Raw genomic sequence first — 18,060 nt, 5'->3', positions numbered from 1 at the left:
ATTGGTTACAGCCTAAATACATCTAACTCTTACTGTCTATAGCATACACCTCGTGATTTTCTAAAGTGAAATAACCGTATCTAAGGCGCCACACTTAAACCAAATTTCTTCAAATTTGGATATTCATATGGGGCATCTTCAGCTGGATAACGTAATGACTCGAGCCCATAAATTTGTGCAATATTCCATAAAATACTTTCACCCGCAGGTAGAGTTTGTGGCTGAATTTTATAAATTGAATCCTGATAAGCGCTATCACTATCAACAAATTTCCAGCCCTGTTGCTTAAACGAGTCAATAATGTCTTCTAGCCAAGCCGCATTAATGGCTCTTACATGAAGTAAAAGCACATGCTTGGGTGAACGTCCTAATGTTTGTTGTGCTAAATTATCGTAATACTGTGCTCGATCAAGCAAATGAAACAGATAAGCTTGTTTTAATTTATTCAGGCTTTCTTGATCTTGTGCTTGCTGATACTGCAAAAACAGTTGATTGTAATACCAATCACTCGCATCGATGCTAACAGCTCCCGATTGATAATGATGGGTTATCAGCCATTGTCGTACTCCTTCCCTTTTTTCTAGCGTATTTCCCTCTTTAAGAAATGGAAATCGGTAACGTGGTACAAATCCGGGTAATGTAGAAAATATTTGATGTCCTTGCTCTATGTCTTTTAAATAATTTTTCAAGCTAATCTCATCTTTATTTAGGTTAAGATGTAAATTTCCATGATTGCCTATTCGATGCCCCTGTTTCCCCCACTCTGAAATCATCTGCAACCCTTTTTCTGTGCTAATTTTACTGACGCTTGGATAGACAATAGCCAAAATTCGCTTTTGTTTTAGGGTATTTAGAATGTCATTATTGATATGACAAGCATCTGGGTTATTGGCTGGGTCTAGTCCATCATCGAAACTGAGGGCGATCTGTTGAGCAAAAGCCACATGAGAAACACAGAGACATAGGCTTAAGACAATTTTTTTAATCATAAATGAGTGCTAGAGCTTAGAAAATAAATATCTTTTAACCTAATAATTATTCAAACTGATTGAACTTTACATCGACGGCTAATACGAAATTTATTTATTATCTAAGCTTATATATTGAATGGCAATTTTTTTAATGAATCACCACTTAGCTGTGGTGTAATGAGATTCCAGACATTATAAATGAGCGCCTATGTATCACATTATCGAGTGTGTTGGCTTTTAAATTTTAGTAACTTCAATATTTTTTTAATTGACAGAACGTAACAATCAATTTTTAATCAGCAGATTGTTGCATAAATGGAATTTTGGAATGCTGACTGATCTTGATGATTTTTACTGCTTTGCACAGGTGGTGGAACATGGCGGCTTTAGCGCAGCTGAACGTGCAACAGACATCCCTAAATCCAAGCTTAGCCGTCGTGTCCATAACTTGGAAGAACGTCTAGGTGTCCGCCTGATTCAACGCAGCTCGCGTCATTTTGCGGTTACCGATATTGGCATGAACGTTTACCGCCATGCACAGGTCATGTTAAATGCAGCACAGGCAGCACATGATCTGGTCGATCATCTTAGTACCGAACCGCGTGGTACGATTAAAGTCAGTTTGCCGGTTTTAATTGCCCAGAATGAAATCGCCAAAATCCTGCCAAACTTCCTCAAGCAATATCCAGAAATTAAAGTTCAGATGATGATCACCAATCGCCGGGTCGATATCATTAATGAAGGCTGTGATCTGGCACTGCGGGTACGCTCCAATCTGGATGACGATCCGAATCTGGTCATCCGTCAGTTTGAAAAAATTGAACAGCATCTGTTTGCAAGTCAAGGTTATCTCAATCAGTTTGGTGAGCTAAAAACCCCCGAGCAACTGGCTGAACATAAGATTCTGACTATGGCAGAAGATCATACCGAACAATTTCTGACCTTACAAAACGAGCAGCAAGAACAAAAGAAAATTCGGGTCAGTCCAACTGTATTGGGTTCAGACCTCAATATGTTGGCGCAACTTGCGGCTTCAAGCTGCGGGGTGACCTTATTGCCAGATAACGTGGTAGAGCAGTATGTGGCACGTGGCGAACTGGTACGGGTTTTACCTGACTGGAAAGCACCGCATGGTATTTTTCATGCGGTTTATCCCTCACGTCGCGGTCTGCTGCCTGCAGTCCGGGTATTTATTGACTATCTGGTCGCAGAATTAAACCATAGCTAATAAAAATATGGACAAAAAAATAGCTCATTCTTGGGGAAAAATGAGCTAGAGAAACAGGTCACTACAGCACAGTGAATAAAAAAGGAAACTTTGTAACTGATTCTCAGTCTAACCAGACTTCTATTTTCAAACCATTGTTTTGCTGTAGTGTTTTGTGTATTTTTGTCAGCAAAAACGATGAACTTGTAAATTTGGCAAGTCAAAAGTTTTTAACAGAAATCCCGTCAAAATTTTAAATTTCCGGATAATCACCCGTGCCTTCAGGCCATGGAGAGAGTAATTCAAATCCGGTTTCGGTCACATAAACCATATGTTCCCATTGTGCAGACCACGATTTATCCGTGGTAACCACAGTCCAGCCATCTTTTAGTTCTTTGACACGAGCTTTACCCATATTTACCATCGGCTCAATGGTAAAGACCATACCCGGCACCAGCTTGATGCCTTGACCCGGCTGTCCATAATGCAGAATATTCGGTTGTTCGTGATAAACCTTGCCGATGCCATGACCGCAATACTCACGCACAATCGAATAGCCTTCACGCTGTGCAACGGTTTGAATTGCATAACCAATATCGCCTAAGGTAGCTCCCGGCTTCACTGCATGAATCCCGGCCAGCATCGCTGCATAGGTGGTATTGACCAGACGTCTGGCTTCTGGAGATGGCGTTCCCACATAATACATCCGGCTGGTATCACCGAAATAACCATCTTTGATGATCGCCACATCAATATTGATAATATCACCATCCTGCAACACGGTTTTTGAGGATGGAATACCGTGACAGACTACTTCATTCGGCGAAATGCAGGTGGTCTTGGTATAACCGTAATAGCCAATATTAGCCGGTGTTACTTTTAGAGTATTGATAATAAAATCATGACAGAGATCATCCAGATATTCGGTCGTGACACCTGGCTTGACATGCTCCCCGATCATCGCTAAAACTTCTGCGGCCAAACGCCCAGATATCCGCAATTTTTCTACATCTTGCTCAGTTTTAAGACTAATCGCTGGAGCTCGCATATATCTATCCTCACTATGAATATCTGAATTATAGTCCCTTTTTTGTTACATATGTCACAGTTAGTGGATTTCATCACCGCAATTTTTCTGGAAATCAGAATTTCAACTGTTGCTTATTCATACAAAAAATAATCTGAGAATTTTAAAGAAAATTCAGATCAATCCATACAGTGGGCTTAGATCATCTATTTTTTAGCTGATTATCAATCAGATATTTCTACCAAAATTTGAATGAATGGTTATCTGAGCAGCAAAATCAATAGATTCAAGGTCTGCAGCCTTAAAATAAACTCCAAAAAGATGGACATATACACTAAAATCGCTTTCTTTTGTTCTATTGATCTCCCTTTATGACAAGTCTGCGTACCCGGGATATTGTCGCCCTAGGTTTTATGACCTTTGCACTATTTATTGGTGCGGGCAACATTATCTTCCCACCGATTGTGGCTCAACAAGCCGGTGAACACGTATGGCTCGCTGCTTTAGGCTTCCTTATTACAGCAGTCGGCTTACCCGTGATTACCATTATTGCGTTGTCTCGCGTTGAAGGCTCCATTCAGGCACTAAGCTCGCCTCTTGGCAAAGCAGCCAGCATTTTACTGACTGTAATCTGTTACTTAGCTGTTGGCCCTTTATTTGCGACACCACGTACCGCAACCGTTTCTTATGAAATCGGTTTTTCATCTTACTTTGGCAATGAATCTGGCAGCCTGCTCATTTACAGCATTATCTATTTTGCTGTGGTGACCATCGTGTCTTTATATCCAAACAAGATTCTGGATACCGTCGGCTATTTCCTGTCGCCACTTAAAATTATTTCTTTGATCATTTTGGGTGTAGCAGCCGTGATGATTCCTGCCAGCAATCCGCCTGCAGCGATCAATAATTACGTTACCAGTCCAGTGACTGAAGGCTTCGTAAATGGTTATTTAACCATGGATACTTTGGGCGCTTTAGTTTTCGGTATTGTGATTGTTAAAGCCATTACTTCACGTGGTGTAACCGATAAAAAACTGATTACCAAATATGCAGTGAATGCCGGCATTATTTCTGGTATTGGTTTAACTCTAGTGTATTTAAGTCTGTTTAAACTTGGACTGGGTAGCCATGAGATTGCACCGAATGCAGCCAATGGTGCCATTATCCTGCATGCCTATGTACAACATGCCTTTGGTGATATGGGTGCTTATTTCCTGTCTGGCATGATTTTTATTGCCTGTATGGTGACTGCGATTGGCCTGACCTGCGCCTGTGCCGAATATTTCTCCAGTTTGACTAAAATCCCATACAAGATTTTTGTATTTATTCTGGTCGGTTTCTCACTGCTTATTTCAAATCTGGGTTTAACCAAACTGATTGCCGTTTCGGTGCCCGTATTGAGCGCGATTTATCCACCTGCAATTAGTGTGATTTTATTGAGCTTCTGCGCTAGCTTCTTCAAAAAACTGTCCCATGTGATTGCACCAGTGACGCTAGTGGCCTTTATCTTCGGTATTTTTGATGGAATAAAAGTTGCTGGTTTTGAATTGCCTGCCGTACTACAAAATTTGCCGCTCTCAGAACAGAATCTGGCCTGGTTTATTCCATCCATGATTGTATTGCTGATTGCAGCTGTGATTGATCGTATTAGAAACTAATCTTTCTAGGCTGTCTGATAAAGATCGTATTTTTACCCAAAATCCGGTTTTAGCGTGATCAATAATTGTCAGGTTTTACCCAAACGGACTTTTATTGTTTCTTACAGACAATATCAAATCATCGCTGTGTGTCTATTTACTCGTGCTTTTTCCAGAAAGTGTGATTCATAATTAGGCTCGAATGATCCTATTTTTAATATAAATATAAATAATTTTTTGAATTTTAGCTTTTAGATACATGTTGTTGCTGACTTAAACCATCTTGCCCCCTGACTTATACACAGTCTTACATTCTATTGATTAACACTACATATCTTTGGCGTAGAATTTGCATTTTCTATCTGCTCACATCAAACAATTGCTAGCTATTGTTTTCATGACGATATGGAGGTGTAATCTGAATATATAATGCTTTACTAATCAATTGATTATGTATTTTTACGACTAAAGAAGGCCATTTTGACCCTGAAAGTGCAGCCCGATGGTTGCAAAGGCTGATATTAAACAGTACAACTGTATGTTCAATTCTGACTAACTTAATCTGCTTTAGTCTTCAATAACATAAATAAATGGGAGGGATGGAGATGTTATCATTACATTTCAACAAGCAAGTCTTCATTGACGCTCTTAAAGCCAACGACACCAATCTGGTGACATTTATATGCACTACTTTTGCACTTATGCTGACTTTAACCGTCCATTGCTTAATTCAAGGTAATTTAAAACTTGAATACTTTGGTTATGCGCTGATCGTCTCAGCTGCTTTCTTCCTATGGGCTGCCATAGACCAGAAATACCGATAATCAAATTTTAAATTAGCCCAGATGGATGATGTGGCCAGTCATCCATCTGGTAAAAAAACCAAAATATTACTTTTAAGAATAATTAAAATAGCCCACCAAATGCGCCATAGAGTAAAATCCCCGTTCCTCCAAGTTCTGCAATAATTAATCCCAGCATTGCCAAGCTCATCAGACTGCCAGGTAGATGAAACCGACCCAGTTGATGCGGTTGCTTAAACTGATTGGTGGTATCTTGCAGGAAACCATGCAGCATATAAGCTGCAATCGAAAAACTAAAAAATACGATATTCACCAGTACGCAGATCAAATTCATGGCACTGGATAAATCGGAATAATATGCCAGAACTGCCAGAATTAGCGTCGCTGGTGCATATAGCAGACTGCTACGATGGGCAATATCCACATAATAATGTGCGCGTGACTGTGGTGATTGACGGATCTGCCAATACTTCCAGACCCCGGTAAACATCCCAATCCACAAGAATATTCCACTAAAAATAATGGCGATTTTAACGGCCAGTGCAAGTTCCATTGATAGCATAAGCTCATTCCATATCTATTATTTTACTGACTTTTAAGTCATGCTTTGCGCAAGCATCCCTTCAAAAACTGTATAAAGTTAAAGCTTCATCAGGAAGCTAAAATCATAGTGTATCGTATGTCTGAATTTGAAACATTGACTCTACAGTGCCAGGATGGCTATCACTTAAGTGCACGCTTTTATGCGGCTTCTTCAGAATCTGAAAAACGTCCGGTATTGGTCTGTCCTGCCACAGGTATTACCCAACAGTTTTATCATCATTTCTGCATCTGGTTGCAAGCTCAGGGCTATGCGGTACTGGTCTTTGACTTTCGGGGAATTGGTGAGTCACTCGCAGGCCCTTTAAAACAGTCCAAAGCCAGTATTGTGCAATGGGGTCAACTGGATATTCCCGCCGCGATTGATGCTTTATTAGCACGTACTCATGCAGAAAAAGTGATTTTGCTGGGGCATAGTGCTGGTGGTCAGCTTCTGGGGATCGTACCGAATTATGACAAAGTTGCAAAAGTGGTGGCTGTTGCTGGCTCAACCGGACATGTCAAAGGACTTAAAGGTAAAACCAAACTGCTGGCGCCGGTCATGTTCAATCTCATTTTCCCACTGGCCCGTATGAGCAAAGGATATGCTCCAACTCAAGCGATTGGCATGGGCGAAAATCTGCCTAAAGATGTGGCGCGTGAATGGGCACAGTTCTGTAGCAAACCGGGCTATGTCATGAATGCAATGGGTAAAACCCTATTACCACGCTCAGATTTTCATGCTCAAATCACCTGCCCGATTATTTCGATCTGGTCATCGGATGATGAAATTGCAACAGAAGCAAATGTAAAAGATTTACTGCGTTTATACCCCAATGCAGACACTCAGATGATTGAGCTTCAACCTAAAAGATATGCGCATAAAGCCATTGGCCATATGCTGATGTTTAAAAAATCACATCAAAACTTATGGCCGGTGATTGAACAACAATTGACGGTTTAAATCAGATTTAGATGGTTATTTGCAAGCTGCTATGTTCTAATACACTCAGTTTGAGATGAGCCTCTTACAGTATATGGGCTTGACCTATATACGACTAGCCCCTAACCATGGGGCTTTTTATTGCATGTATGATTTTAAAAACGTATTAACATTTAGCCGAAAAATGCAATGATGCTTTGGATCACCACAGCATTCACAATATCAATAAAAAATGCACCACACAGCGGTACAATTAAAAAAGCTTTATGTGATGGACCATAGCTATTGGTCACCGCCTGAATATTGGCAATCGCTGTCGGTGTTGCCCCCATACCAAAACCACAATGCCCTGCCACTAATACTGCTGCATCGTAATTTTTGCCCATGATTCTAAAGGTCACAATTGCGGTAAATAAAATCAATACCGCTGTCTGCGCCAATAAAATGGTAATGAGCGGACCTGCCAAATCGGCCAGTAACCAGAGTTGCAGTGATAGTAAAGCCATAGATAAATACAGGGATAAAGACGCATTGCCAAATACATCGATTGCACGGTCGAAGATATCGACTTTCAGCACATGCTCCAAGACATTACGCACAATCACACCTGTGCCTAAAGCCCATACAAAAGTGGGCAATTCAAACCATCTTCCCTGACTGAAGTCTGTCATCTGATTGGCGACAAAAATACACAGGGCAAACATCCCCAAAGTCGACACGGCATTACTGGATGTAATCAATCGGGTTTTCTTTGGATATTCAAAGGGCGCAGTGTTGATGTGCGATTCGAGCTGCTGTTCATTAGTCTCTTGCGCTACTGTTTCAGCCAGTTGGTTGCGTTTAATCAGGAACTTGGCAACTGGACCGCCCACAAGTCCACCAATAATCAAGCCAAAGGTAGCACTTGCCATACCAAGGACAACTGCTCCCTGGATCGCATATTGAGTTTCCAGAACCTCGCCCCAGGCACCGGCGGTACCATGACCACCCGTTAAGGTGACGGAACCGACAATCAAGCCAATCAGTGGATCAAGTCCAAGCGCTGTGGCTAAACTCATACCGACAGCATTTTGCACGACTACAAATAAAATGACACAGACCAAGAAGGTCAGGAGCGATTTTCCACCTTCTTTCAGTTTCAAAAAGTCTGCACTTAAGCCAACAGAAGTAAAGAACATCAGCATCAGGATGGTTTGAATTTGTGCGTCAAATGTGGCACTGATATTAAACAATTTATAGAAAATAAAGGCCGTAATCGCTGCGACTAAACCACCGATTACAGGTTCAGGTAAGTTATAGTTCCTAAAGAAGCTAATTTTACTAACAAGATACCGCCCAATAAAAAGAAAAAAAACAGCAATTACTAGAGTGCCAAAGGCATCTATTTCATAAGTCATAACATTCCCTATTGGCTTTATTTTCATACAGTTTTGGGAAAGAGAGATGAAAAATCAATCACAGAAATGTAATGCAAGTTACTGTTTCTAATAATTGTTTAATTTATAGCCTGAATAGACGCAATTAACGTGATGGAATATCATAAACCCAGTTGCGCGCTTGCTGATCTGTGGTGCTTTCACAGATGTAATAATCATGATCCCAAGCGTCAGGATGGAAAATTTCTTTTTTTGTGTAAGTCACATTTTTAGACTTTTCGACACAGACAAAGTTATCGCCTTGGTCTTTAACTTGCGTTCCATTGAGGAAACCACCAATACATAAAAATCGGGATTGTTTGGGCATCTTACTTTAACCACTTTTCGATCGAATATAAAAATTTGATATTACTTTAGTAGTTTAGCTGAAATACGAAGATTACAATTATTTATCTTATATTTTAAAACAACCTAATTCTTTATTTTTCAACTTTCTGTTTTTGAGCCAGTCTTTATACGAATCATAATTCCCCTCCACACTCAGCATTTTATCCAAACATGTCTGCATTGTTTCTACACAATAACTCCCAGATCTCTCCAAATATCCTTTTAGAACTGCTTCTTCATAATCTAAAATCATAAAACTTGCATTATGATAGTGACGTATTTGACATAAAATTTTTGATAGTGGAATAAATCTAATTATCTTGTTATTACCACTCAACACCATTCCTACTAATCTTGCATTGCTATTAGGTTCAAAGTTATATATTGCACCACCGCTCATTCCATTATGATCATAAGCCGTGCCAGTAAATATATGTGCACATTTTTCATAATCTATATATGGATGTCCATACTCATCAAACAAACAAATACCAATATCATGATGACGCAGTAAGTTAGTTGCATGAGTATAACCTTTTGGTACTTCTTCAAATTCAAATAGATTACTCTCTAATGGATAGCCTGAAGCAGCCAGTATTTGACCTTCAAAAAATTTATTTGAAGATAGAATTTCAGTACATTCCCCTTTTTGAGTTATATCAACATAGTTATCTGGTTCAAAATTATTATGTGGATTAAACATTTCAATAAAAACAACATCCGTATAATCTTGCCAACCCTCCACTTCAGGAATTAACTCCCCAATAAACCAAACTTTTTTTGGCATTAAAAAATCATTAATGCTTTCTACAGTTTTTTCTTTAGACCTTATCCAAAAAGGTGAACTATTTTGCAATGGATTTTCAATAGTTTCTTTAATCACATGGTAAGCAGTTAAAATAAAATATTTATTTCTATATTTAAAAAGTATTCCACTCCCACCCCCGCTCATATAATCAACATAAAACCCATCACTCCAGATATCTGCATTACCTACATAATTAAATAAGAGCCTTCTAGGGCGTGTCATCAATTAACTTGAGGAAAACCACCTTGTCCCCATTATATTTTTATGACTAAACGCTATGCATTAAGAGATGATCAGTGGGAACTGATTAAAGATCTGTTACCTGGACGAATAGGTGCTGTTGGAGTAACGGCCAAAGACAACCGACTATTTGTTGAAGCGGTATTGTATCGGTATCGTTCAGGTATTCCGTGGCGAGACTTACCAGAACGCTTTGGTGATTTTAGAGTCGTACATACCCGTTTTAGCCGTTGGGCTAAAACAGGTGTGTGGCAGAGAGTCTTTGAAGTGCTGTCACATGACAGTGATAATGAATACGCCATGTTAGACTCCACTATTGTACGTGCTCATCAACACAGCGCTGGGGGGAAAAAATCAGGCGATTGGACGCAGTAAAGGTGGCTTAAGCACCAAAATTCATGCCCGGACTGATGCTTTAGGCAACCCGACAGGATTTTATCTCACTGATGGGCAGGCCCATGACTTAAACGGTTCAGATGTGTTGCTGGACTTATCGTTGAGCCAGACCTGGCTTATGGATAAAGCCTACAACTCCAGGGATCGGGTCATTGATCCAATTTTAGAGGCGAAGGGTCAGGTTGTGATGCCAGCGAAAAGTAATTCTATTGATCAGCGTGATTATGACCGACATCTCTACAAGGCAAGACATCTGATCGAGAACTTTTTTGCCAAACTCAAGCAGTATCGTGCTATTGCCACACGCTATGATAAATTAGCTCAAAACTTCTTATCAGCGATTTATTTGGCTTCAACAATCATCTGGCTTAATTGATGACACGCCCTAGATGACATAGCAACTTTTGATTTCTGATTATTTAAAAATTTTCCTTTATTAATTTTTTTTACCATTTAATTACTCAAAAAATAAGGGCTGATAAATCAGCCCTTATCTTATATTGCTTAACGCTTAATTTTCAAGCAAATCATAGATTTGCTCTTGCGCTAGGGAAAAGCCTTTCGGCTTTTCTTAATCCTAGCTCATTAAGTCAATTGAGCAGCAGCAATTTTCTTCGTATCAACATTCGCAGCAGCGTTAGTATATTCGCTCATCTTGTCGAAGCTTAAGTATTGATAGATGTCAGCTGACATGCTGTCAATTTGAGCTGCATACTGTTGGTATTCTTCTGGAGAAGGTAATTTACCCAATACAGCAGCAACAGAAGCAAGTTCAGCAGAAGCCAGGTAAACGTTAGCCCCCTGACCTAAACGGTTCGGGAAGTTACGTGTAGACGTCGATACACAAGTTGTGTTCGGAGCTACACGTGCCTGGTTACCCATACATAATGAACAACCTGGCATTTCAGTACGCGCGCCAGCTTTACCATAAATATTATAGAAACCTTCTTCCATCAACTGATGTTCGTCCATACGCGTTGGCGGAGCAATCCACAAACGAGTTGACAATGCACCACCTGGAACTTTCTCTAACAATTTACCAGTCGCACGGAAGTGACCAATGTTTGTCATACAAGAACCAACGAATACTTCGTCAATTTTCACGCCTTGAACGTCAGAAAGAAGTTTTGCATCATCTGGATCGTTCGGGCAGCAAAGAACAGGTTCTTTAATGTCAGCTAGATCGATTTCATACACTTTCGTGTATTCAGCATCCGCATCCGCTTTAAGCAGTGATGGATTCGCTAACCATTTTTCCATGTTCTCAACACGACGAGCCATTGTACGCGCATCGCCATAACCTTCAGAAATCATCCACTTAAGCATAGTGATGTTTGAACGAAGGTATTCAGCAACTTTCTCTTCAGAAAGCGTGATCGAACAACCAGCAGCTGAACGTTCAGCAGAAGCATCAGACAATTCGAATGCTTGCTCAACAGTCAGGTCAGTTTCCATTTCTGTCAAATCGATCTCAAGGATACGACCAGAGAAGATGTTTTTCTTACCTTTCTTCTCTACAGTTAAGTCACCCGCTTGAATTGCGTAGTAAGGAATTGCATGTACCAGGTCACGTAGTGTGATACCAGGCTGCATTTTACCTTTGAACTTCACAAGTACAGATTCAGGCATATCAAGTGGCATAACACCAGTTGCTGCAGCAAAAGCTACCAGACCAGAACCCGCCGGGAACGAAATACCGATTGGGAAACGAGTATGCGAGTCACCACCAGTACCCACAGTATCCGGAAGAAGCATACGGTTTAACCAAGAGTGGATAATACCGTCACCTGGACGTAAAGACACACCACCACGGTTCATAATGAAATCAGGAAGCGAGTGTTGCATTTGAACGTCAACTGGCTTTGGATACGCAGCGGTATGACAGAAAGATTGCATAACAAGGTCAGCAGAGAAACCTAGGCAAGCCAAGTCTTTCAATTCGTCACGCGTCATTGGACCTGTTGTATCTTGCGAACCAACTGTGGTCATCTTAGGTTCACAGTAAGTACCTGGAAGTACACCTTGACCTTCAGGAAGACCACAAGCGCGACCAACCATTTTCTGTGCTTGAGTGAAGCCTTTGCCAGTTGCAGCAGGTTGAACCGGAGTACGGAACAATGTAGATACTGGAAGACCTAAAGCTTCACGTGCTTTAGTGGTCAAACCACGACCAACGATCAGGTTAATACGACCGCCCGCACGAACTTCGTCTAGAAGTACAGGTGTTTTAAGATCAGCTTCAGCAATTACAGCACCGTCTTTAGATGCAGAAACTTTCGCAGCAGCATGATCGATTTTAAGAACGATTTCATCGCCCATGTTCATGTTGCCAACATCGATCTCGATCGGTAATGCACCCGCATCTTCCATCGTGTTGAAGAAAATTGGCGCAATTTTAGAACCTAGGCAGTAACCACCGTCTTTTTTGTTCGGGATGTGAGCAATGTCATCACCAAAGAACCAAAGCACAGAGTTGGTTGCAGATTTACGAGATGAACCTGTACCAACAACGTCACCTACGTAAGCAACTTGGTTGCCTTTCGCGATCAATTCTTTGATTTGGTTTAATGGACCAACTTCACCAGGAACTTCCGGGTTGATTCCGTCACGTACGTTTTTCAACATTGCATTTGCGTGCAATGGAATGTCCGGGCGGCTCCAAGCGTCTTGTGCAGGTGACAAGTCATCAGTATTCGTTTCACCAGTGACTTTGAAAACTGTCAGTTTGATTTCTTCAGGAACGTCTGGACGTGAAGTAAACCATTCAGCATCAGCCCAAGACTGCATAACAGCTTGTGCATTTGCGTTACCCGCTTTTGCTTTATCAGCGACATCGTGGAATGCATCAAATACAAGAAGCGTTTTCTTAAGCGCTTCAGCAGCAAGCTCAGAAAGTTCAGCGTTGTCTAAAAGTTCAACTAAAGGCGCTACGTTATAACCACCAAGCATAGTACCTAGCAAGTAAACCGCACGTTCTTTAGAAATAAGTGGAGAGGTTGCTTCGCCTTTTGCCAATGCAGCCAAGAACGCAGCTTTTACATATGCAGCTTGGTCAACACCTGCTGGTACACGGTTTTCAAGCAAATCTACCAAGTATGCTTCTTCACCAGCTGGCGGGTTAACTAGTAGTTCAACTAATGCAGCGGTTTGGGCATCGTCAAGTGGCTTCGGTGGGACTCCGAGTGCGGCACGTTCTTCAACGTGTTGGCGGTAAGCTTCTAGCACAGTGTTATTCCTCTTTTTTAAAAAATTACTTATGAATTCCTGCTTATTCCAAGCTTCACAAATAATATGGACTCCGAAATTTTACTAAATTTCCAGTTAAAAGTTAATGCAACTCAAGTGTTTCTTTGTGATGCTCGTTATTTTATAACTAAATGATGCTCTTAATGATTATTCAATAATCACTTTTAGATCAGATCTCAAGAAACAAGCCTATGAGCAGGCCCTTTTAACTGAATTTAATGCATAAAAAAGGCAACCATGATGTTGCCTGATTTGAAGTTAAAAAGATACTCCACCTTAGTGTACAGTGGTCGAGTTTAAATATTGCTGATATGAATCCCGGCAGCCTTTGAATTTCACCACACATTCATCTTCACACATCGTGCTGTGATTATTGCTGGCAAAGGAAATATCCACCTGATACAGCTTTTTTTCTTGTTCTAGCACCTTCTTTAAAAATACTTTGTCGCCTACGCTCAGGACATAGCGACTACCAGCAATAATGACTACACCATGTTCATCTTCTAAGAGCAGATCAGAATGATGTAAATATCTGACGACTTGCATATTGTGTTACTCCTCGGGTAATTGGAGTTAAATTCATTATTCAATATAAAGATAAGTATTTCTATATTTTAGATTTAGAAATTGTCACAAAGTGTACATTTTGCTTAGGCTATTTTTATTATTCATTAGATGTTTTTTTGTCTTTTATTCGGGTTGATACTTTTTTTAAAGAGATGCTGCATTATGCCCGATTCAGCCATTAAAAAAAACCGTTCCCTAGAACGGTTTGTAATCTGGTAATTCATCATGCGGCGTGGCAATACATTTTTCAGTAAACTCAGCGCGGACTTTTTCACGGGCTGCTTTTACATCTGCCTTAATCTCTTCGGCTGGAAGTGCGTAGACTTCATCAATAATGTTCAGAATAAAACCTTTGGTGGTTTCATCATCGATCTTGAGGGCATGCTCGATTGCTTTCTCTTTCTCAATCGCATTCTGACGATCCAGCATAATGGTCCGCGCGGCATTCCCCACACTTCGACAATAACCTTGCCACTGCTCTTCAGGGGTTAAGGGTTTCTTCTCGGCACAACCGGCCAGAGCCAGCATAAACGATAAAGCCAATAACTTTTTCATGAGTTTCTCCTTCCGAGGGGCAATATAAAAGATCGGGGAAGATTTGTCATTTAAAATGCCAGTATGACTCTAAATTTAAAAAAGCCCATCAATGGGCTTTTGTTTTTTAAATACTTAACCGCATGAAGCCTGAATAATTTTTTTGCTGGCAGGATCTACGGTTACTGTCACACGCTCTTCACGATAATCCATGGTGACTGCTTGACCCGGCTCGACCATACGTACAATCTGCGCCTGGGTTTTCTGTTTGATTTGCGCTTCAGTCAGGTTGGACTGACCAACCAATGTCATCGCCTGATCGGCAATACATTTAGGCTGGTTCATATGCAGCAACTCCCACTCTTCTACCACCTGTCCATTCTTTAAATGACAATATCCAACCTGGCCATTACTTTCATTACGTATTTCAAGCTTGCCACCCTGATTGACACAATAAGTGCTCGCCGGATTTGGCATACCTATTTTGGGCGCTTCCGTTTCTGATTGTGGTGTAGTGGTACAGGCGCTTAAAGCAACCGCCAGCAAACCGAACAGCATTGTTTTTTTCATGAGCGTGTATTCTTCTTCAATAATTCTGCACTAATTTAGCATATTTCCATACCTTTTCTAGGCACAAGTCTGTGTACATTGTTAATCAAACACCTTCAATAAAGTTTAAGAATAAAAGTATTGCTAAATTCAGTATTGCTAAATTCAGTATTGCTAAATTCAGTATTGCTAAATTCAGTATTGCTATCTTGCCAACTATTTGATTGCTGAAGCTAGAGATGCGTGGAATCTGTTTAAATTGAGACGAATACTAATTTAGCGTTCTCAATTAAGTAATTCTTCATTCCATTATCAACACAATGTCATTACATAAAGTTTAAATAACTGCATTTTTAGATTTGTGATCTTTGCCAGATTGATTTACTATTTGATTGAATTTTAAACTTTCTACTGGCATGACAGACGATCTCCAACTCTCCCTCAAGGAATATCTTGCGACAGTTCAGGAAGTGGTCAAACTCACTTTCGATACGCCGGTATGGGTCAAAGCTGAGATTCGCAACCTTAGTACCAAAGCAGGTCATTATTATCTGGAACTGGCAGAAAAAGAGGCTGATAGCGATCAGGTCATTGCCAGTTGCCGAGCCACCATCTGGAAATTTAGCGCCCAGAAAATTGTCACTCAATTTGAACGTGAAAGCGGGATTGAATTAAGTCGTGATCTCAAAGTTCTGATTAAAGTCAAAGCCAATTTTGATCCACAATATGGTTTTTCTTTAAATATCGTCGAGATTGACTCGGGTTATACCTTGGGTGATATTGCCCGGCGTTATCAGCAGATTATTGACAGGCTAAGCGCTGAAGGGCTGATTCAGCGTAATAGAAACCTGCCCAGCCCTTTTGAGTTGAACCGAATTTTAGTGATTGCTCCCGAAAACGCAGCAGGTCTCGGAGATTTCAGAAAAGATGCCGATGCACTACATCGTGCGCAAGTTTGCGAGTTTATCTATCACACTGCGACTTTTCAGGGAAATTCTGCCCCGCAAAGCATTATGCAGAGTCTGGCACAAGCTCTGAAACAATGGGCGAAAACCTATGACACTGCGCCAGATTTAATCGTCATTATTCGGGGTGGCGGAGCAGTCAATGATCTGGCTTATTTAAATGATTATGATCTGGCTGCCCTGCTCTGTAAACGCTCGGTTCCGATTTGGGTGGGCATCGGACATGAAAAAGACCACACCATTCTGGATGAGATTGCGCATCGCTCCTTTGATACTCCGAGTAAAGTCATCGCCGGAATTCGCAATCATATAGTCGAACTCACACAAGATGTCTTGAATTATTTACAGCGGATTCAGCGTTTATCTCAACAGCAAATTCAGGCCTACCAAAATCAGAATGATCAATTCTTAAAACTCATTCAAAGTCTGGCCAACAGCCAAATTATGGATGCCCTGCAACGTCTGCAACAGATCAAGGCCAATACCTCCAGTCTGGCTCAGCAACATACCCAACTAATCAATCAGCAGCTAGATGCCCTGATGCGGGAAACGCTATTGCAAAACCCACGACATGTTTTATCGAAAGGTTATGCCATCGTACGTCAGCAAGAACATGTGGTGGGTTCTATCAACCAGATTCAGCCCAGCGATCCGGTTCAGGTAGAACTGCAGGATGGCATTTTTTCAGCACAACTTATACAGGTACTTCCCCATGACTCATGATACTTTAAGCTTCCAGCAAGGCTATGACATCTTGAAAAAGAATGCGGAATTGCTCGAATCTCAGCAAGAACCGGACATTGATAATCTGATGAAAATCGTGGAAGAATCCATGAGCGCCTATAAAGCCTGCAAGGCACGTGTTGAAGCGGTGCAAAGTGCGCTAAATGACACATTTAAAGATTAGTGATTGAATGACTCTAGTTGAGTAGCTCAGGCTATTTAAGCATCTTTATATCATAAAAAACCCTCAAAAATGAGGGCTTTTTTCAATTTAATTTACGCTATGAATATCCAGTTCCTCATTACTTGCCAATACGACAGAGGCTAAAATTGGCACCCCCAGAATAAAGGGTACAGCGAAGATCCATAAAACCACAGTCACTTCTGGATCAAAGAAAAATTGAATCGAAAGCGCAGTCAAAATAAGTACAGCGAATAGAATCATTGCAAAACGGATTATAAATTTAGTTGCCATGCGAACATACTCTGATGAGTGAAATTGTACTTTCAATATACACCTAATTTTATTAAGGCTTTATTGATTTTCAATTTATTATGATCTGATTTGATTGATTTTTTATATTTTAGCGCTGATTTATTGCTTCATTCATTTTTCTTAAGGATGTAACAGAAACATAATTTCAGCCATATTTCACAACTTTTTTGCAGCCCATTGCGCTTAAATTCTGATATTCATTGCTTCTACAGGTGTATACCCAAAGCACTGTACTTCATGACAAAGAAAATCACGAACATAAAAAGCCCAATATTGAATTGGACTTTTTTCTTTACTCTTCAACTTCTATGGGATTACCATCTTCAGGGCGAATATGCCGCGTGCCATCATCTGCAGGATCAACACTTGAACCATCTTTGGTAATCGTGTTGTACAGCTCATCCTCTTTCTTATCATCGATAAACTCTTCATCTTCGAAATCTTGAGGCTCATTGTCATCATCGAAGTTTAACGGCTTTTCTTCATCTATCATGGCGATCCATCACTTCTATAACCCAAAAAATATCATGCTCAAACATTTGATCGTTTCATTCAAGGGTCAAGCATGATCATTTGTGTAACCGGGTCTATATTGCGGTTTTCAAG

19 protein-coding genes are annotated in these 18,060 nt (G+C 40.5%); 7 read left to right on the top strand and 12 right to left on the bottom strand.

Going from position 1 to position 18,060, the window contains the following annotated elements; genetic code table 11:
• Window positions 1-80: 80 nt before the first annotated feature.
• Entirely contained in the window at window positions 81-989 is a 909-nt protein-coding gene (locus FTV30_RS05310; RefSeq protein WP_180001152.1) for a polysaccharide deacetylase family protein, read from the bottom strand.
• 310 nt (window positions 990-1,299) lie between these two features.
• Between FTV30_RS05310 and FTV30_RS05305 the strand changes: the two genes are divergently transcribed.
• Complete coding sequence (locus FTV30_RS05305) at window positions 1,300-2,199, top strand: LysR substrate-binding domain-containing protein (protein ID WP_005097107.1); 900 nt, start codon at window positions 1,300-1,302, stop codon at window positions 2,197-2,199.
• A gap of 232 nt (window positions 2,200-2,431) precedes the next feature.
• Here the strand turns inward: FTV30_RS05305 and map are convergent, their stop codons facing one another.
• Window positions 2,432-3,226: a type I methionyl aminopeptidase gene (map, locus tag FTV30_RS05300; protein WP_074383204.1), complete on the bottom strand. Its 795-nt coding sequence runs from the start codon at window positions 3,224-3,226 to the stop codon at window positions 2,432-2,434.
• Window positions 3,227-3,576: 350 nt separating this feature from the next.
• Between map and brnQ the strand changes: the two genes are divergently transcribed.
• The gene (gene brnQ, locus FTV30_RS05295) at window positions 3,577-4,863 is read left to right on the top strand and encodes a branched-chain amino acid transport system II carrier protein (RefSeq protein ID WP_180001151.1); all 1,287 of its coding nucleotides are present in this window, start codon (window positions 3,577-3,579) and stop codon (window positions 4,861-4,863) included.
• 584 nt (window positions 4,864-5,447) lie between these two features.
• Window positions 5,448-5,666, top strand: coding sequence for a hypothetical protein (locus FTV30_RS05290; RefSeq protein WP_005097112.1), 219 nt, complete (start codon window positions 5,448-5,450; stop codon window positions 5,664-5,666).
• An 82-nt stretch (window positions 5,667-5,748) separates the two neighbouring features.
• Here the strand turns inward: FTV30_RS05290 and FTV30_RS05285 are convergent, their stop codons facing one another.
• Window positions 5,749-6,207, bottom strand: a complete 459-nt coding sequence (locus FTV30_RS05285; RefSeq protein WP_005097113.1) for a hypothetical protein — start codon at window positions 6,205-6,207, stop codon at window positions 5,749-5,751.
• A 117-nt stretch (window positions 6,208-6,324) separates the two neighbouring features.
• Here FTV30_RS05285 and FTV30_RS05280 point away from each other — a divergent pair, with 117 nt between their 5' ends.
• Window positions 6,325-7,188: an alpha/beta fold hydrolase gene (locus FTV30_RS05280; protein ID WP_100355333.1), complete on the top strand. Its 864-nt coding sequence runs from the start codon at window positions 6,325-6,327 to the stop codon at window positions 7,186-7,188.
• A 152-nt stretch (window positions 7,189-7,340) separates the two neighbouring features.
• On the opposite strand, the gene gltS is transcribed toward FTV30_RS05280, so the two are convergent.
• The 3 genes from gltS to FTV30_RS05265 form a co-directional block, all read right to left on the bottom strand.
• The gene (gltS, locus tag FTV30_RS05275) at window positions 7,341-8,564 is read right to left on the bottom strand and encodes a sodium/glutamate symporter (RefSeq protein WP_180001150.1); all 1,224 of its coding nucleotides are present in this window, start codon (window positions 8,562-8,564) and stop codon (window positions 7,341-7,343) included.
• 124 nt (window positions 8,565-8,688) lie between these two features.
• Window positions 8,689-8,910 carry a hypothetical protein gene (locus FTV30_RS05270; RefSeq protein ID WP_180001149.1) on the bottom strand — a complete coding sequence of 74 codons (222 nt, stop codon included), beginning with the start codon at window positions 8,908-8,910 and terminating at the stop codon, window positions 8,689-8,691.
• Between the two features lie 87 nt (window positions 8,911-8,997).
• Window positions 8,998-9,960, bottom strand: coding sequence for a hypothetical protein (locus FTV30_RS05265; RefSeq protein WP_257228901.1), 963 nt, complete (start codon window positions 9,958-9,960; stop codon window positions 8,998-9,000).
• A 42-nt stretch (window positions 9,961-10,002) separates the two neighbouring features.
• Here FTV30_RS05265 and FTV30_RS05260 point away from each other — a divergent pair.
• A protein-coding gene (locus FTV30_RS05260) for an IS5 family transposase (protein ID WP_373683706.1) occupies window positions 10,003-10,750 on the top strand; the annotation gives its coding sequence in 2 pieces (ribosomal slippage) (window positions 10,003-10,334 and window positions 10,333-10,750; 750 coding nt in all).
• A gap of 209 nt (window positions 10,751-10,959) precedes the next feature.
• Here FTV30_RS05260 and FTV30_RS05255 read toward each other — a convergent pair.
• The 4 genes from FTV30_RS05255 to FTV30_RS05240 all read right to left on the bottom strand — a co-directional run bounded on the left by FTV30_RS05255 (window position 10,960) and on the right by FTV30_RS05240 (window position 15,291).
• Window positions 10,960-13,599 carry a bifunctional aconitate hydratase 2/2-methylisocitrate dehydratase gene (locus FTV30_RS05255; protein WP_159138306.1) on the bottom strand — a complete coding sequence of 880 codons (2,640 nt, stop codon included), beginning with the start codon at window positions 13,597-13,599 and terminating at the stop codon, window positions 10,960-10,962.
• A 297-nt stretch (window positions 13,600-13,896) separates the two neighbouring features.
• Complete coding sequence (locus FTV30_RS05250; protein WP_005097192.1) at window positions 13,897-14,166, bottom strand: hypothetical protein; 270 nt, start codon at window positions 14,164-14,166, stop codon at window positions 13,897-13,899.
• A 216-nt stretch (window positions 14,167-14,382) separates the two neighbouring features.
• Window positions 14,383-14,742, bottom strand: coding sequence for a hypothetical protein (locus FTV30_RS05245; protein WP_005097193.1), 360 nt, complete (start codon window positions 14,740-14,742; stop codon window positions 14,383-14,385).
• A 114-nt stretch (window positions 14,743-14,856) separates the two neighbouring features.
• A complete protein-coding gene (locus FTV30_RS05240; RefSeq protein WP_074383210.1) occupies window positions 14,857-15,291 on the bottom strand; it encodes an I78 family peptidase inhibitor in 435 nt (144 codons plus the stop codon).
• A gap of 395 nt (window positions 15,292-15,686) precedes the next feature.
• On the opposite strand from FTV30_RS05240, the gene xseA reads away from it, so the two are divergent.
• Window positions 15,687-16,958, top strand: a complete 1,272-nt coding sequence (gene xseA, locus FTV30_RS05235; protein ID WP_180001148.1) for an exodeoxyribonuclease VII large subunit — start codon at window positions 15,687-15,689, stop codon at window positions 16,956-16,958.
• Complete coding sequence (gene xseB / locus FTV30_RS05230) at window positions 16,948-17,142, top strand: exodeoxyribonuclease VII small subunit (protein ID WP_005170556.1); 195 nt, start codon at window positions 16,948-16,950, stop codon at window positions 17,140-17,142. Before xseA ends, xseB begins: the two co-directional genes overlap by 11 nt.
• 87 nt (window positions 17,143-17,229) lie before the next feature.
• Here xseB and FTV30_RS05225 read toward each other — a convergent pair whose 3' ends face one another.
• Window positions 17,230-17,433, bottom strand: a complete 204-nt coding sequence (locus tag FTV30_RS05225; protein WP_005097198.1) for a hypothetical protein — start codon at window positions 17,431-17,433, stop codon at window positions 17,230-17,232.
• 313 nt (window positions 17,434-17,746) lie between these two features.
• Window positions 17,747-17,947 carry a hypothetical protein gene (locus FTV30_RS05220; RefSeq protein ID WP_005097200.1) on the bottom strand — a complete coding sequence of 67 codons (201 nt, stop codon included), beginning with the start codon at window positions 17,945-17,947 and terminating at the stop codon, window positions 17,747-17,749.
• Window positions 17,948-18,060: the final 113 nt, after the last annotated feature.

Source organism: Acinetobacter sp. YH12255 (assembly GCF_013417355.1).
Classification (GTDB): Bacteria; Pseudomonadota; Gammaproteobacteria; order Pseudomonadales; family Moraxellaceae; genus Acinetobacter; species Acinetobacter pseudolwoffii.
The sequence above is the reverse complement of the archived record's forward strand: the minus strand, read 5'-3'. Positions and strand labels throughout refer to the sequence as shown.